Source organism: Actinoplanes ianthinogenes (assembly GCF_018324205.1).
GTDB classification, from domain to species: domain Bacteria; phylum Actinomycetota; class Actinomycetes; order Mycobacteriales; family Micromonosporaceae; genus Actinoplanes; species Actinoplanes ianthinogenes.
Window position 1 is genome coordinate 7435938 of record NZ_AP023356.1, and the last position, 15157, is coordinate 7451094.

15 protein-coding genes and 1 riboswitch are annotated in these 15157 nt (G+C 72.6%); of the genes, 10 read left to right on the forward strand and 5 right to left on the reverse strand.

Translation table 11 applies throughout. From position 1 onward, the window contains the following. Nucleotides 1-4 precede the first annotated feature (4 nt). On the reverse strand, nucleotides 5-337 hold the full coding sequence (locus tag Aiant_RS33635; protein WP_189332969.1) for an ArsR/SmtB family transcription factor: 333 nt from the start codon (nucleotides 335-337) through the stop codon (nucleotides 5-7). A gap of 86 nt (nucleotides 338-423) precedes the next feature. On the opposite strand from Aiant_RS33635, the gene Aiant_RS33640 reads away from it, so the two are divergent. Continuing rightward, nucleotides 424-1053 carry a phosphotransferase gene (locus Aiant_RS33640; RefSeq protein ID WP_189332970.1) on the forward strand — a complete coding sequence of 210 codons (630 nt, stop codon included), beginning with the start codon at nucleotides 424-426 and terminating at the stop codon, nucleotides 1051-1053. On the opposite strand, the gene Aiant_RS33645 is transcribed toward Aiant_RS33640, so the two are convergent. Beyond that, complete coding sequence (locus Aiant_RS33645) at nucleotides 1025-1777, reverse strand: tRNA(His) guanylyltransferase Thg1 family protein (protein ID WP_189332971.1); 753 nt, start codon at nucleotides 1775-1777, stop codon at nucleotides 1025-1027. The genes Aiant_RS33640 and Aiant_RS33645 overlap by 29 nt on opposite strands. Nucleotides 1778-1787: 10 nt before the next feature. Continuing rightward, on the reverse strand, nucleotides 1788-2693 hold the full coding sequence (locus Aiant_RS33650; protein ID WP_189332972.1) for an NADP-dependent oxidoreductase: 906 nt from the start codon (nucleotides 2691-2693) through the stop codon (nucleotides 1788-1790). Nucleotides 2694-2823: 130 nt separating this feature from the next. Here Aiant_RS33650 and Aiant_RS33655 point away from each other — a divergent pair, with 130 nt between their 5' ends. From Aiant_RS33655 to sigJ, 8 genes are all read left to right on the forward strand, one after another. Beyond that, nucleotides 2824-3675, forward strand: a complete 852-nt coding sequence (locus tag Aiant_RS33655) for a helix-turn-helix transcriptional regulator (protein WP_212846589.1) — start codon at nucleotides 2824-2826, stop codon at nucleotides 3673-3675. A 142-nt stretch (nucleotides 3676-3817) separates the two neighbouring features. Beyond that, on the forward strand, nucleotides 3818-4237 hold the full coding sequence (locus Aiant_RS33660; RefSeq protein WP_189332974.1) for a YjdF family protein: 420 nt from the start codon (nucleotides 3818-3820) through the stop codon (nucleotides 4235-4237). Nucleotides 4238-4341: 104 nt separating this feature from the next. Continuing rightward, nucleotides 4342-4456, forward strand: a riboswitch (SAM riboswitch). A gap of 12 nt (nucleotides 4457-4468) precedes the next feature. Next, on the forward strand, nucleotides 4469-5083 hold the full coding sequence (locus Aiant_RS33665; RefSeq protein ID WP_212846590.1) for a GNAT family N-acetyltransferase: 615 nt from the start codon (nucleotides 4469-4471) through the stop codon (nucleotides 5081-5083). Between the two features lie 68 nt (nucleotides 5084-5151). Then, nucleotides 5152-6165, forward strand: a complete 1014-nt coding sequence (locus tag Aiant_RS33670) for a hypothetical protein (RefSeq protein WP_189332975.1) — start codon at nucleotides 5152-5154, stop codon at nucleotides 6163-6165. Between the two features lie 9 nt (nucleotides 6166-6174). Beyond that, nucleotides 6175-7155 carry a DUF4190 domain-containing protein gene (locus tag Aiant_RS33675; protein ID WP_189332976.1) on the forward strand — a complete coding sequence of 327 codons (981 nt, stop codon included), beginning with the start codon at nucleotides 6175-6177 and terminating at the stop codon, nucleotides 7153-7155. Between the two features lie 82 nt (nucleotides 7156-7237). Further along, nucleotides 7238-8269, forward strand: coding sequence for a DUF4190 domain-containing protein (locus Aiant_RS33680; protein WP_189332977.1), 1032 nt, complete (start codon nucleotides 7238-7240; stop codon nucleotides 8267-8269). Between the two features lie 83 nt (nucleotides 8270-8352). Next, nucleotides 8353-9492 (forward strand): NAD(P)/FAD-dependent oxidoreductase, encoded by a 1140-nt coding sequence (locus Aiant_RS33685; protein WP_189332978.1) that lies wholly within the window; start codon nucleotides 8353-8355, stop codon nucleotides 9490-9492. After that, nucleotides 9489-10352, forward strand: a complete 864-nt coding sequence (sigJ, locus tag Aiant_RS33690) for an RNA polymerase sigma factor SigJ (protein ID WP_229830617.1) — start codon at nucleotides 9489-9491, stop codon at nucleotides 10350-10352. The genes Aiant_RS33685 and sigJ overlap by 4 nt, the downstream gene beginning before the upstream one ends. Before the next feature lie 14 nt (nucleotides 10353-10366). Here the strand turns inward: sigJ and Aiant_RS33695 are convergent, their stop codons facing one another. After that, complete coding sequence (locus tag Aiant_RS33695; protein ID WP_189332980.1) at nucleotides 10367-10993, reverse strand: PilZ domain-containing protein; 627 nt, start codon at nucleotides 10991-10993, stop codon at nucleotides 10367-10369. Between the two features lie 126 nt (nucleotides 10994-11119). Continuing rightward, the gene (locus Aiant_RS33700; RefSeq protein WP_189332981.1) at nucleotides 11120-12001 is read right to left on the reverse strand and encodes an LLM class flavin-dependent oxidoreductase; all 882 of its coding nucleotides are present in this window, start codon (nucleotides 11999-12001) and stop codon (nucleotides 11120-11122) included. Nucleotides 12002-12063: 62 nt separating this feature from the next. Here Aiant_RS33700 and Aiant_RS33705 point away from each other — a divergent pair, with 62 nt between their 5' ends. Beyond that, nucleotides 12064-15138, forward strand: a complete 3075-nt coding sequence (locus Aiant_RS33705) for an amidohydrolase family protein (protein WP_189332982.1) — start codon at nucleotides 12064-12066, stop codon at nucleotides 15136-15138. Nucleotides 15139-15157: the final 19 nt, after the last annotated feature.

The following is a 15157-nucleotide window of genomic DNA, read 5'->3' on the forward strand; positions in this document are numbered from 1 at the left end:
GTGCTCATCCCTCCTGATCGTTCATGGATTTCAACACCGCGTCCAGGCGCTGGTAGCGGGCCTCGGCCCGGCGCCGGTACTGCTCGATCCAGCCACCGATCCCGTCGAAGACGTCCCGCTCCAGCCGCACCGACCGGGGCTGCGGGCCCGGCGGGCGGGTGACCAGGCCGGCCTCCTCCAGCACCTTGAGATGCTTGTAGACCGCCTGGAGCGACATGGAATACGGCTCGGCGAGCTGGTTGACCGTCGCGTCGCCACCGGACAGCCGGGCCACCATGTCGCGGCGCGTCGGGTCGGCCAGGGCGGCGAAGACCCGGGACAACTCATCCGCCGGCATCGCGCTCCTCATTTCAACTAATCGGTTGAAACATAAGCTAGACCGACCCGTACGCGTTGTCAACCAGAAAGTTGAAACCGCAGCTCATGAAGCATGGGTACACCAATGACACGCGCAGCGACGGCGACGTGGTCATCAAGCGCTTCCAGGGTCCGGACGCCGACCTCCGCCGCGCCACGGAGAGTCGCGCACTGGCCCGGATGGCCGCCGCCGGCGTGCCGGTGCCGGCCCTGGTCGCCGCGCCGCCCGGCGAGCTGTGGACCCGTCTGGTCCCGGGCGCCCACGGCCAGGACCTGATCGACGCCGGGCACGCCGCCGCGGTGCTCTCCTCGTGCGGGCGGACCCTGGCGCACATCCGGGCCGTGGCCGGCGGCGTGCACGGCGACTACGGGCCGAACAACATGCTGTTCGACCCGGTCACCTTCGCCACCACCGCGGTCCTCGACTGGGAGTGGGCGCACGACGGCGACCCGATCGAGGATCTGGCATGGTGCGAATGGATCGTCCGGATGCATCACCCGGACGCCGCCGGCGAGCTGGACGCCCTGTTCGCCGGTTACGGCCGGCGCCCCGCCTGGGCCGCCCGGCACGCCGCCATGCTGGCCAAGTGCCACTCGATGCTCGCCCTGGCCCGGGCGAGCGGCCCCGAGTCCCCGAACGTCCACCGCTGGCAGCAGCGGATCGAGCTCACCGCGTCGTGGCGATCCTCTCGATGAGCGCCCGATAGGCGTCCTTCATCGGCAGCTCCCGCTCCACCCGGATCCGCCGGCGCTCGGTGGTCACCGCGACGTCCCGGATCGGATCGTGCCCGGTGTGCGGTGCGGTCTCCCACCACAAGCCGACGCCGCGCCGCTGCCAGGCCGGCAACTCGGTGAAGTTGATCCCGTGCCGGTAGAGCAGCTCGTTCTTGTCCGCCGTGGTCGTCCCGTCCAGCTCCCGGGTCGCCTCCCGCCGCGACTTCCCGGCCTGCCGCAGCGTCCAGTAGCACCACCCGTTCAGCGCGCACCGCGCCGCGTCCGCCTGCCGCCAGGAGAAGTAGTCGACCACGTCACCCACCCCGGTCCCGAGCCACACCCGCGAGTCGAAGTGCGCCGCCTCGCCGGCGGCCAGGCTGAACGTGGCACTGGCCAGCCCGGCCGACACCGAGACGAGTTTCTCCACACCGCGCCCGAACAGCTCGAAGCCGGGATCGAACAGCACCGAGACCTCGTCGCTCTCGGTGTACGCATACCGCCCGCCCAGCTCGCCCAGCAGCGTCTCCGCCGTCGACACCATGTGATCGGCGAACCGCTCGTCGAACGGTTTGCCGAAGTGCCGCTCGGTGAACCGGGAGAACCCCCGCCCGTCCAGTCGCAGCACCGTCCACGCGCCGGGCAGCACGGTGAGCCCGTGGAAGTACTCGCGGGCCCGCTGCCCGGCCTCGAACGCGTCGGCATCCATCAACCCATGATCACAGGACCAGGACGAGCTTGCCGCGGGTGTGGCCGGTCGCGCTGCGTTCCTGCGCCCGGCCCGCCTCGGCCAGCGGGAACGTCTCCGCCACCGTGAGCCGCAGCGCGCCCGCGCCGGCCAGCCGGGCGATCTCGGCGAGTGCCCCGGCGGTGTCCGCGGAGCCGCCCGAGAAGGTCACCCCCAGATCCCGGGCGGCCGGGTCGGCGATCGTGACGATGCGGTCGGTGGTACCGCCGCGCAGCTCGATCGACGCCGGCAGCGCGCCCTGCCCCGCGGCGTCGAACACCGCGTCCACGCCGTGCGGCGCTGTCGCGCGCACCGCGGGGACGAGGCTCTCGGCGTACGAAAGGGGGGTCACGCCCAGCGACCGCAGGTAATCGTGATTCTCCGGCGAAGCGGTCCCGATCACCGTGGCCCCGGCCGCCACCGCGAGTTGCACGGCGACCGTGCCCACCGCGCCCGCGGCCCCGTGCACCAGCAGCGTCTCGCCCTCCTTGACGCCGAGCAGGTCCAGCACCCGCAGCGCCGTCTCGCCGGCCACCGGCAGCGCCGCCGCCTCCTCCCAGGTCAGCCCGGCCGGCTTGGGCGCGACCGCGGTGGCCAGGGCGAACTCGGCGTAGCCGCCGGTGTCGGTCAGCGCGATCACCTCGTCGCCGACGGCCGTCCCGGTGACGTCCGGGCCGACCGCGTCGACCACGCCGGCCACCTCCACGCCCGGGACGGCCGGGAACGTGGTCGGGAACACCGCCTGCATCACCCCCGAGCGGATCTTGAAGTCGAGCTGGTTCAGCCCGGACGCGCGGACCCGGATCCGCACCTGCCCGGGACCGGGCTCCGGCACCGCGGTCTCGGTCAGCCGCAGCACCTCGGGTCCACCGAAGCTCTCGAAAACGATCGCCTTCATCGTTGCCCACCCTCCTGGACGATTGCCTGCGGCCAGGGTGCTACGCCCGGCGGCCGCTGTGCAGCGGAGCGTTCTGGCTAGGATCCGGGATCCTTGGCTACCGCCCGGCGGCCGGGCCAGGATGGGTGCCATGGACCGCCGCGAACTCGCCGACTTCCTCCGCCGCTGCCGGGAACGCCTCCGCCCGGCCGACGTCGGCCTGCCGGCCGGCCCGCGCCGGCGCACCCCGGGGCTGCGCCGCGAGGAGCTCGCCCTGCTGACCGGCATGTCCGCCGACTACCTGATGCGGCTTGAGCAGGCGCGCAGCCCGCAGCCGTCCACCCAGATGCTGCGCGCCCTGGCACACGCCCTGCGCCTGTCCGAGGACGAGCGCGACCATCTCTACCTGCTGGCCGGGCATCGGCCGCCGGCCGGCCGGCTCGCCGGCACCCACGTGCGCCCCGGGCTGCGGATCCTGCTCGACCAGCTGACCCGGGTCCCGGCCCAGATCGTCAGCGACCTCGGCGACCTGCTCGCCCAGAACGCGCTGGCCGAGACCCTGTTCGGCGGCATCTGCCCGACCGGCCCGCACGACCACGAGCAGGACCACAACCTGGTGTGGCGCTGGTTCAACGACGGCCGGATGCGCGCCGCGGTCCCGCCGGAGGACCACGACTACGCCGGTCGTCTGCACGTCGCCGACCTGCGCGCCGCCGTCGCCCGCCGGGGCAACGACCCGATCGCCGCCGCGCTGGTCCAGCGCCTGCGGGAGAGCAGCCCGGAGTTCACCGAGATCTGGGACCGGCACGAGGTCGCGGTCCGTCGCACCAGCCGGCTCCGCGTCCAGCATCCGACGGTCGGGCTCCTGGAGCTCGACTTCGAGACGCTGCTGACCCCGACCGAGGACCAGCGCCTGATCCTGCTGACCGCCCCGCCCGGCAGCCCCACCGCCGACCACCTCGACCTGCTCCGCGTGGTCGGCCAGGAGTCCTTCAGTGCCTGACCCGTTATCCTGGCGGGGCGCGAAAACACCGCCCCGTTGGTAGTCGGGGCGTCGTCCCTCGTGGACGGCCCGTCTCCGGCCGATCAGCGACCTGATCGGTTGTCCGGCGCAGGACACTTGCTGCCTGCGCACAGGAGACACGATGGCGACGACGACGCTGTTTTTCGAGGGCCCGTTCTGGGTCGCGGTGCTGGAGATCCCGGACGGCGACCGGGTCCGGGCGGTCCGGCACGTGTTCGGCGCCGAGCCGACCGACGCCGAGCTCTACCAGTTCCTGCTCCGGCACGGCGGTGAGCTGCTCGCCCGCGCGCAGCGCAGCCCCGCGGCCACCGCCGGGCCGGGAAAGTCCACGCCGGGCAACCCGAAGCGGCTGGCCCGGGCCGCGGCCCGCGCGGCAGCCGAGGCCCGGCCCAGCACGGCCGCCCAGGAAGCCGTCAAGAAGGCCATGGAGCAGCACAAACAGGAGTCGGCACGGCAGGGCCGGGAGCGCCGGGAGGCCCGCGAGGAGCATCGGCGAGAGGTCCGCCGCGCGCGATCGCGGGCCCGTCATCGCGGTCACTGACATTTTCGGTACGCGACGAGCACGGTCCCCGCATCGCCGGTCCGCCGCGTGGGCACCGCATCGCGCGTCCCCTGTGGAGAGCGCGGCTGTTAGGGTGGCGGCCAGGTCATGAGCGCCAGCGCGAAGCCCCGGCTCGCTGGCCGGCAACCCTCCACCGTGGGTGGGGTGCCCCGGGTGATGACCGGGTCCGGCGCGTCGTGTGCCGGGCAAGCCGCGAGAAGGAGCCCTGCCGTGCTGCTCACCAACCTCGACGCCCCGGTGCTGGACGGCCGCCTGGTCCGGCTGGAGCCGCTGGACCGGCGGCACGCCGCCGACCTGGCGGTCGCCGCCGAGGAGGACCGTTCGTCGTACCGGTACACCTGGGTGCCGACCGCGGCGGAGCTGGACGAATACCTGGACGCCCAGCTGGCGCGGGCCGAGGCGGGCGTGCTGAAGCCGTACGCTCAGGTCGGCAAGAAGACGGGCCGGGCCGTGGGGGTGACCGGCCTGTGGGATCCCCGCCCCTGGCCGGACCGGGACGAGCTGTGCGCGGTCGAGATCGGCTTCACCTGGCTGGGCGCGTCGGCGCAGCGGAGCGGGATCAACACCGAGGCGAAGTTCCTGCTGCTGCGGCACGCCTTCGAGCGGTGGAACGCGATCCGGGTGGACCTCAAGACGGATGCCCGCAACGCCCGCTCGCGAGCCGCCATCGAGCGGATCGGTGCGAGCTTCGAGGGCGTCCTGCGGTGCTGGTCGAAGTCCTGGGCGCCGGGGGAGGAGGGCCGGCTGCGCGACTCCGCGATGTACTCGATCATCGCCTCGGAGTGGCCGCACTGCCGGGCCCGCCTGGAGGCCCGGCTCGCCTGACATTTGTCATCGGCGATCCGTGATGTTCGACCGGGGTCGATGGGTGCCGGGAGCGGTGTAGTCGAGGCATGAGAAAGCGCATCACTCCCGGCGTCCGGCTGTCCGTCGGATTGGTCTTCCTGGCGCCGCTGGTCGGGGAGTTCCTGCTGGGCAACCTGCCGATCATCCTGCTGCCGGCGGTGTTCGCGCTGGCGCCGCTCTACGGCGGCGGGGCGCTGCTGATCCGGGAGGTCGTCCGCCGCCGCGGGCTGGGCTGGCCGAACATGGTCATCCTGGCGCTGGCCTTCGCCGTGGTGGAGGAGGGGCTGACCACCCAGTCGCTGTTCAACCCGAACTACGCCGACGAGCACCTGCTGGTGGACGGGTTCATCCCGGCGCTCGGGATTGCCGTCCCGTGGACCATTTACGTGCTCGGCATCCACGTGTTCTGGAGCATCAGCGCGTCGATCATGATGATGGAGGTGATCGCCGGCGAGCGGCGGACCACGCCGTGGCTGGGGCGTACCGGACTGATCGTGACCGGGGCGCTGTTCCTGCTCGGCGCCGCGATCAGCACGGCGATCACCATGTCGGAGTGGCCGTACACCGCGACGGCCGGCCAGTTCACCGCCACCGGGATCATCATCGCCCTGCTCGTCGCGGCCGGGTTGCTGCTGCGGATCACCTTCCGGCCCCGCCCCGGCGTCGCGCCGAGCGCCCGGGTCGTGCTGATCGCCACCCTGGTCGCCGGCGCCTTCTTCCAGGGACCGACCCTGGACCTGGTGAACCTGCCGGTCGGGGCGGGCGTGGCGCTCTGGGCGGTGGACATCGTCGTCTACCTCACCCTGCTGGCCCGCTGGTCGGCGAAACAGGGCTGGTCCGACCTGCACCGGCTGGCGATCGGGGCCGGCGCGCTGCTCACCTACGCCTGGCACTCGTTCGCCCAGTCTCCGGTCGGTGCCGCCGCGGTCGCCGTCGACCTGATCGGCAACACGGTCTTCAGCGCCGGCGCCGTCGCCCTGATCTGGTACGCCTACCGCTCGGTGACCGCCCGTGCGGCGGTCGCCGATATGGGTGTGCGCGATGATCGATCGGTGGGTTAGCGTCCCGGCGTGAACCAGGACTTCCCCGGGCCGCCGCACCAGGTGCCCGGCCCGGCGCCCGCGCCGCCGCCGCACGACCCGCAGGCTCCGCCCCCGATGTACAGCGCCCCGCCGCCGGCGGCCTACCCGGCTCCCGGCGGCCCGGCCTATCCGCCGCCGGGTGGTCCGGCCTACCCGGCTCCCGGCGGCCCGGCCTACCCGCCGCCGGGAGGTCCGGCCTACCCGTCGCCCTATGGTGCCTATCCGCCCGCCACCTACCCGGGGCATCAGCCCTATCCGGGCCAGCCCTATCCGCCCACCGGATATCCGCCGCCGATCCACCCGGCATACCCGATGTACGGTCCCGCCCCCAAGCGCGAGATCAACAACGCCGCCATCGCCGCGCTCTTCTTCGCGGCCATCGGCGCCCTCCCGCTCGGTGTCATCCTCGGCTTCGTCGCCCTGTCGCAGATCGCGAAGCGCGGCGAGCGCGGCCGGGGCCTGGCCATCGGAGCGTTGAGCGTCGCCTCGCTCTATCTCCTGATCGGCGTCACCGCCATCCTCGTCGACGACGACGACGACGGCGACGAGCCGCCGGCGGCCGGCCGCCCGCCCGCCGCGACGGCCACCGCGCCGGTCCGGACCGGCAGCACCTCCGGTCCCGGTCGTCGTGACGTCGAGGACCTCCAGCTGGGCGACTGCCTCAGCTACGTCGACCCGGACGGCAGCGCCGAGTCGTTCACCGTGGAGCTGTGCTCGCAGTCGCACGGCGGCGAGGTCTACGACATCTGGACGTTCCCGGCGGGCGCCTACCCGGGCGACACCGAGGCCGACGAGACCGCCGGCGACCGCTGCGGCAAGGACCTGAAGAGGTACGCGGTCGGGAAGTTCGCGAACGCCCGGGTGCTCTACGTCTATCCGACCCGGGCGTCGTGGGACTTCGACCGCCGGGTGGTCTGCATCGCCGTGCCGCCGACCGGGGAGTGGGAAGGGTCCATGGTCCACCCCTGAGCGGAGGGGTCCCGCCACGGTGATACCCAATCGGAACCGGCTTGCCCTCGGTAAAGATCGTTTTCTGGGTTAGCGTGCGCGCGTGAACGAGCAATTCCCCGGGCAGCCGCACCCGGTGTCCGGTCCGGCTCCCGTGCCCCCGCCCGCCGACCCGCTGGCCTTCCCGGCGCCCGCCGGCGACCCGTTTTACAGCGCTCCGCCGCAGCCCGGCTACCCGGCGGCGGCACCGCAGCCCAGCTACGACGCGGCCCCGCCGGTGCCCCCACAGCCCTACGGCGCGTACCCGCCGGCTGCCTACTCCGGGCAGCCGCCCCCGGGCCAGGCCTACCCCGGCCAGCCGTTCCCAGGCCAGCCCTACCCCGGCCAGCCTTACCCACCGGCCGGCGGTTATCCGCCGCCCGGCTTCCCGCCGCCCGGCTTCCCGCCGGCCGGTTTCCCGCCGCCGGGCTTCCCGATGTACGGGCAGCCCACCAAGACCAACAAGGCCGCTGTCGCCTCGCTGATCTGCGGCATCCTCGGCGTCATCCCGGCCCTGCTGATAGTCGCCGTCGTCTGCGGCTTCATCGCCCTGTCGCAGATCAAGCAGACCGGCGAGAAGGGCAAGGGCCTGGCCGTCGCCGGGCTCTCCGTCGCCGCCGGCTGGATCGTGCTGTTCGCCGTGCTGATCGCGGTCGGTGTCCTCAACGACGACAATCCCCCCGTGGACGCCGGCCCGACCGGTTTAGACCGGCCTACCGCCACGGCGAAGCCCACCACCACCGAGCCGGCCGACGTCCGGACCGACAAGCTGCGCCCCGGCGACTGCATCGCCACCATCTCCGACGACGAAACCGTCTACGACATGCCGGTGGTCGCCTGCTCGGTGCCGCACCAGGGCGAGGTCTACAGCGTCACCACGATGGCGGCCGGCGCCTACCCCGGCGACAAGAAGGTCGAGACCGAGGCCGAGAACCGCTGCAACGACAAGATCGACGCCTACGCGATCGGCAAGTTCAAGGACGCGGAGTTCTACTACATCTTCCCGTCCCGCACCTCCTGGAGCGCGGACCGCAGCATCACCTGCATCGCCGTCGCCCCGGAGAACGGCACGTACACCGGCTCCATGGTCAAGTGAGCCTGTGACCTGAGTCACGGCACCTCACGCCCGGCTCGTCCTGCCCCGTCTCGTGGCAAACACCGAGAGACAGGGGCAGGACGATGTCGAAGAGGATCGTGGTCATCGGCGCCGGATACACCGGCATGCTCACGGCGGTCAGCCTGGCCGGCCGCACCCGCCGCCGCGACGACGTGACGATCACCGTCGTCAACCCGGCCGAGCGCTTCACCGAGCGGCTCCGGCTGCACCAGACCGCCACCGGCCAGGACCTCGCGGACCTGCACATCCCGGCCCTGCTGGCGGGCTCGAACGCGCGCCTGGAGGTCGGCTGGGTGACCGGGATCGACACCGTCGCGCGGACGGTCCGGATCGACGACGAGCGGGAGATCGGGTACGACACGCTGGTCTACGCGCTCGGCGGCGCGGCCGACACCTCGGCGGTGCCCGGGGCGGCGGACCACGCGTACACCTTGGACTCCGCGACGGAAGCGGACCTGTTCGCGCGCCGCCTCGACGAGCTGAGCGAAGGCCGCGTGGTGGTCTGCGGCAGCGGCCTGACCGGCCTGGAGGCGGCCGCGGAGATCGCCGAGAGCCACCCGCGCATCACGGTCACGCTGCTCGGCCGGGCCGAGCCCGGCGGCAACCTCGGGCCCCGGGCCCGTGCACACCTCAGGGCCGCGCTGGTCCGGCTGGGCGTCCAGGTGCGGACCGGCGAGATCATTAAGGTACGCCCGGACGGCGTCGACCTGGCCGACGGCACGACCGCACCGGCCGACGCGATCCTGTGGACCAGCGGCGTGCGGGTCGCACCCCTGCCCGCGGCGGCCGGGCTGACCGTCGACGAGCACGGCCGGATCGTCACCGACGACGCGCTGCGCTCGGTCTCGCACCCGGAGATCTGGGCGATCGGTGACGCCGCCCGGATCACCCAGCGCTACGGCGTCATGCACGGGACCTGCCAGGGCGGGATGCCGACCGCCGCGCACACCGCCGCGCAGATCGTCCGCGAGCTGGACGGCAAGCCGGTCCGGCCGTTCCGGTTCGGCTATTACCACGCCCCGGTCAGCCTGGGCCGCCGCGACGCGGTCGTGCAGTTCACCCACGCCGACGACGCCCCGGCCCGGTGGTGCCTGACCGGCCGGGTGGCGGTCTGGTACAAGGAGACCGTGACCTCGTCCCCGTGGCCGACCTTCCGGCGCGCCCTGAAGCACCCCGGCTCGGTGATGGTGTGGCGTCGGTGACCGTCTTCGATCAGTATCGGAACCTGCTCTTCTCCATCGCCTACCGGATCCTCGGCAGCGCCGCGGACGCCGAGGACGCGGTGCAGGACTCCTGGCTCAAGTGGTCGGCGGCCGACCGGTCGAAGGTCGCCGACCCGAAGGCGTACCTGGTCCGGATCGTGTCGAACACGGCGCTGGACCGGCTGCGGGCGGCCAGTGCCCGCCGCGAGACGTACCTCGGGCCGTGGCTGCCGGAGCCGATCCTGACCAGCGGCGAGGTGCCGGACGTGGCGCCCGCGCTGTTGCTGGTCCTGGAGAACCTGACACCCCTGGAGCGGGCCGTCTTCGTGCTGCGCGAGGCGTTCGCGTTCAGCTACGACGAGATCGCCGAGGCGGTGGAGCGCACCCCGGAGAGCGTGCGGCAGACGGCGCACCGGGCGCGCGAGCACGTCCGTGCGCGGCGTCCCCGGTTCCCGGCGGACCGCGACCGGCAGCGCGCGGTGACCGAGCGCTTCTTCGCGGCCGCCACCGGCGGCGACATCAACACGCTGATGGAGTTGCTCGCGCCGGACGTCACGCTGTGGACCGACGGCGGCGGCAAGGTACGCCAGGCGATGCGCCCGGTGCACGGTGCCGAACGCGTCGCGACCTGGCTGGCCGGGGTGGGCAGCCGGCCCTACGAGGGCGTGCGGCCGGACCAGATGTCGGCCGCGCTGGTCGAGCTGAACGGCGGCGCCGGCGTGGTGTTCTCCGGGGCCGGCCGGGTGATCGCCACGATCACGCTCGACCTGGACGACGACGGCCGGGTGGCGGCGATCCTCAACACCGCCAACCCGGACAAACTCGCCGCGATACGAAGTGGCGTGGTCCACTCGCTGTGACCCGCCGGCGGGCCTCAGGCCTGCTGGCGGGCCTTGCGGCGCTCGCCGATCTCCCAGGCGATCACGTACTGCCGGATCATCTGGGCGAGCGGGTCGATCGTCTTGAAGATCAGCACCACGTGGTAGCCGGGCTCGTCGCCGGCCGGGCGGACCGCGTACACCTTGCCCTTGATCTCGGCCTCGCCGTTGCCCAGCCAGACCAGGGCGCGCATGTAGTCGCCCTCCTTGAGCATCGTGGCGTCGTTGACCCAGAACCGCAGGCCACCCTCGCTGATGTCAAGCATCTGGCCCTGGAGCCAGCTGGGACCCCACTCGCCGAACAGGCGGATCGGGGCGCCGGCGCCGCCGCGGGCGAACTCCCGGCGGTTGCTGATCTCCGGCTCCGCGGTCGGGAACAGCGTCCACCGGAACGGCGACGAGTCACTGACGCCCTTGAGCAGCACCGGCATCTTGATCCGGGTACGCGGCGGCACCCAGAACACCTCGAACTCGTAGCCGGGCAGGAAGCCGTCCGGCCCGCTGGTCTCCAGCGGAGCGGCCACACTGAACGTGCCGTCGTCCACCGATTCGAGGCGGGAACGGATGTTCACACCGTCCGCGAGGGCGAGGAAAATCGGGGAGCCGATCTCAGGCAGGTCCATCAGAGCGGGCCTTTCACGTCGCCGAGCCCGCACCGCGCGGGTCGCCCTTGCATGTCGGCGCACGGCTCGGCGACGTGAGGAGTCGCCCGGCGACTACCCGTTTAGCAACCGGGAATCGCCCGGCGGCTACCCGTTGAGCAGTCCGAGGACGGTGTCCATCGCCTTGAGCTTCTCGGCGCCGGAGCCGAGGAAGGCGTCCGGGACGATCAGCTCGTCCAGGCCGGCCGCGCGGTACTCGGCGATGGCGTCGGCCAGTTTCGCCGGGCTGCCGCCGATGGCCGGCATCGCCACGTGCTCCGGCAGCGGGCCGTTGACCACGGTGAGCGCCTGGGCGGTGCGCTCGATCGACTTCGGGTCCCGGCCGCGCTCGGCGCAGAACCGGTCGAGGACGGCGGACTTGTGCGCGAACAGGTCGGGCAGGCCCCAGGTGTTCCACATGTCGGCGTACTCGGCGACCACGCCGAGCATCCGCTTCTCGCCCTTGGCGCCGATCATGATGGGCAGCGGGTCCTGCACCGGCTTCGGCTCGCAGACCGCGTCGGTGAGCTGGTAGTACTCACCGTCCAGGGTGGTCCGCGACTGGCGCAGCAGCCCGTGCAGCACCTGGAGCGCCTCGACGAAGCGGTCCAGCAGCTGCTTGGTCGGGGGCAGCTCGATGCCGTACTGCTCGTGCTCGTTGACCTGCCAGCCGGCGCCGACGCCGAGGGTGAACCGGCCGCCGGTGACGTGGTCGACGGTGGCCGCCATGTTGGCCACCACGGCCGGGTGCCGATAGGTGTTGCCGTAGACGAGGGTGCCGATCCGCACCCGCGGGACGGCCGCGCCGAGGGCGGCGACCAGCGAGCCGGCCTCCAGCGTGGGGTGGTCGGGGTCGCGGCCGGTGCCGGCGTTCGGCATGAAGTGGTCGGCGATCCAGACGCCGTCCCAGCCGGTCTCTTCCGCGTGACGGGCGGTCTGAAGGATGTCGGACCACGGCTGACCCGCACCCGGCCAGATCGAAATGCGCATACGGTAACCCTATCGGCGTGATCGACCTTGCTCGAACCCATCAATAGGTGTCTATTAATCCGATGAGTGCAGTCAGCAGACGTGAGCTTCTCGCCGGGGTCGCCGGTGCCACCGTCCTGGGCCCGGCCGTCGCCGGGGCCGCCTCCGCCGCGACCCGGCGCACCGGGCTGCGGCAGGGCACCGGCCTGGCGGTGCGCCAGTCGCCGGACGGTAAGCGGATCGCGATGGACCTGGCCGGGGTGCTGTGGGTGCTGCCCGCCCCGGGCGGTCCGGCCCGGCGGCTGACCGGGGACCTCTTCGACGTGGCCCAGCCGGACTGGGCGCCGGACGGGGCGAGCCTCGTGGTCCAGTCGTACCGGGCCGGGTCGTTCGACCTGTGGCTGATCCGGCCGGACGGGTCGGGCCTGCGCCGGCTCACCACCGGCCCGTTCGACCACCGCGAGCCGCGGTTCGCCCCGGACGGCCGCCGGCTCGCGTTCTCCAGCGACCGGGACGGCAGCTACGGCATCCACCTGCTCGACCTGGCCTCCGGCGCGATCACCGCGGTGCCCGGCGGCACCACCGCCGAGGAGTACGAACCGGCCTGGTCCCCGGACGGCGCCCGGATCGCGTTCGTGGTCGCCAACACCCGGATCGACGTGGTCGAGGTGGCGACCGGCACCCGCACCACCCGGGTCACCGTTCCGGCCGGCCAGGTGATCCACGGACCGGAGTGGACGCCGGACGGTTCCGGGATCGTCTACCAGGTGCTCCTGGACGGCCGCAGCGAGCTGTGGCGGGACGGCAAACCCGAGATCACCGGCGAGGAGGTCTTTCCGTTCCGGGTCAGCTTCGGTCCGGACGGCAGTTTCGTGTACGCCGCCGACGGCGTGATCCGGCGCCGCCGGCTGGGCGCGCCGGCCCGGTCGGAGATCGGTTTCGCCGCGGCGGTCCCGCTGACCACCCCGGAGTACCGCAAACGGTCCCGGGACTTCGAGTCGGTCCACCCGCGCCCGGTGCTCGGCATCGGCAGCCCGGTGCTCTCCCCGGACGGCCGGTCGGTGGCGTTCCGCGCGCTCAACGACATCTGGACGATGCGGATCGGGCAGCCGCCGAGGCCGCTCACCCGGGACTCCTGGTGGAAGTCCGACCCGGCCTGGTCGCCGGACGGCAAATACCTGTCCTATTCCACCGACCGGGCCGGCAAGCTCGACATCTGGCTGCGTGACCTGGCGACCGGCGCGGACCGGCAGCTGACCGCGCTGCCGAACGCGGCGGCGGTGTCCGGCAGCTGGTCCGCGGACAGCTCCCGGCTGGCGTTCCTGGACCAGACCGGCGCGCTCCACACGGTGGAGGTGGCCACCGGCGCGGTCCGCAAGCTGTTCACCGCGACCTTCGAGCCGGGCCGCCCGAGCTGGTCCGCCGACGGCCGGACCATCGCGCTGGCCGCGATCGTGCCCTACTCGGCCCGCTTCCGGGAGGGCCTCAGCAAGATCCTGCTGGTCGACACGGCCACCGGCGCCGGCCGGTACGTCGACCCCCTCCCGGACCGCTCCCTGCAGACCCGTGGCGACGACGGCCCGGTCTGGTCCCCGGACGGCACGCGGCTCGCCTTCGTGGTGGCCAGCGTGCTCTGGGTCGTCGACGTGCACCCGGACGGCACGTTCGCCGGGGAGCCCCGGCAGGTCACCCGCGAGGTCACCGACGCGCCCAGCTGGAGCGGCGACTCGACGCGGCTGCTCTACCTCAACGGTGGGCGGCTGCGGCTGGTCGAGGCGGGCGGCGGCTCACCGCGTACCGTAAAGGTGAATTTGACCTGGGCGAACACCGCGCCTCGCGGGCGGACCGTGATCCGGGCGGGCCGGTATTGGGACGGCGTCAGCCGGACCCTCGGCCGGGACGTCGACGTGGTCGTCGAGGGGCACCGGATCGTCGAGGTCGGGCCGCATCGCGACGACCGGGACGGGCGGCTGGTCGACGCGCGCGACGCGGTGGTCACGCCCGGCCTGATCGACATGCATCACCACCGGGAGATGCAGGGGTATTCCTACGGGGCGCGGCAGGGGCGGCTGTGGCTCTCGCTCGGGATCACCACCACGCGGTCGCCGGGCAGTCCCGCCTATCAGATGGTCGAGGAGCGCGAGTCGATCCAGTCCGGTGCGCGGATCGGGCCGCGCTACTTCGCCACCGGCGAGGCGGTCGACGGGTCCCGGATCTTCTACAACTTCATGCGCCCCACCTTCGACGCGGCGCAGGTCGCCCTGGAACTGGAACGGGCCGGCGCGCTCGACTACGACCTGATGAAGTCCTACGTGCGGCTCGCCCCGGAGCGGCAGCGGCAGGTGATCGCCTGGGCGCACCGGCACGGCGTGCACGCTACCTCGCACTACCACTATCCGGCGTTCGCGTTCGGTGGTGACGGGCAGGAGCACGTCGGCGCGACCAGCCGGTTCGGGTACTCGCGGACGGTCACCCCGCTGGGCTCGGCCTACTCGGACGTGGCGGACATCTTCATCGGCAGCCGGGCCACGCTGACACCGACCCTGTTCGGCGCGGTCACCCTGCTCGGCGACGACGCCGGGCTGGTGGACGACGTGCGGGTGCGTACCCTCTATCCGAGCTGGGAATACGCGACGCTGCGCGGCATCGCGGAGACCGCGCGGACCACCGACCAGACGGTGAACCGGCAGAACCTGGCCCGGCAGGTGGCGCACGTGGCCCGGGTGCTGCGCGGCGGCGGCCGGGTGATCACCGGCACCGACTCGCCGATCTCGCCGAACGCGGTCAGCACCCACCTCAACCTGCGCGCCATGGTCGCCTACGGGATGACGCCGTGGGAGGCGCTGAGCACCGCCACCCGGATCCCGGCCGACTTCCTGGGCGAGCCGCTGGGCCGGATCGCGCCCGGGCGCTACGCCGACCTGGTGATCCTGGGCGGTGACCCGCTGACCGACATCGATCAGGCCGCGAACGTCCGGCAGGTGATGGCCTCCGGCGTGCTGCACACGGTCGACGCCCTGCTGGCGCCGTTCCGAGGGGTGGTGCAGCCCGCGTCCCTGGAAGAAGTCGCTTTCCACGACCACCCGGCCAACGCCGCCTTCTGGTGGCACGACCCCGAGTACGTCGAGCACAGCCAGCACGCCTGCTGCGCGTATTAGTACAGCGCGGGCGCTGCTC

Coding starts and splice junctions, on each gene's coding strand:
- Aiant_RS33645 (WP_189332971.1), bottom strand. CDS start 1,777: ATGGATGCCGACGCGTTCGAGGCCGGGCAGCGGGCCCGCGAGTACTTC.
- Aiant_RS33700 (WP_189332981.1), bottom strand. CDS start 12,001: ATGCGCATTTCGATCTGGCCGGGTGCGGGTCAGCCGTGGTCCGACATC.
- Aiant_RS33695 (WP_189332980.1), bottom strand. CDS start 10,993: ATGGACCTGCCTGAGATCGGCTCCCCGATTTTCCTCGCCCTCGCGGAC.
- Aiant_RS33655 (WP_212846589.1), top strand. CDS start 2,824: ATGGACCGCCGCGAACTCGCCGACTTCCTCCGCCGCTGCCGGGAACGC.
- Aiant_RS33660 (WP_189332974.1), top strand. CDS start 3,818: ATGGCGACGACGACGCTGTTTTTCGAGGGCCCGTTCTGGGTCGCGGTG.
- Aiant_RS33705 (WP_189332982.1), top strand. CDS start 12,064: ATGAGTGCAGTCAGCAGACGTGAGCTTCTCGCCGGGGTCGCCGGTGCC.
- Aiant_RS33640 (WP_189332970.1), top strand. CDS start 424: ATGAAGCATGGGTACACCAATGACACGCGCAGCGACGGCGACGTGGTC.
- Aiant_RS33685 (WP_189332978.1), top strand. CDS start 8,353: ATGTCGAAGAGGATCGTGGTCATCGGCGCCGGATACACCGGCATGCTC.
- Aiant_RS33635 (WP_189332969.1), bottom strand. CDS start 337: ATGCCGGCGGATGAGTTGTCCCGGGTCTTCGCCGCCCTGGCCGACCCG.
- Aiant_RS33650 (WP_189332972.1), bottom strand. CDS start 2,693: ATGAAGGCGATCGTTTTCGAGAGCTTCGGTGGACCCGAGGTGCTGCGG.
- Aiant_RS33670 (WP_189332975.1), top strand. CDS start 5,152: ATGAGAAAGCGCATCACTCCCGGCGTCCGGCTGTCCGTCGGATTGGTC.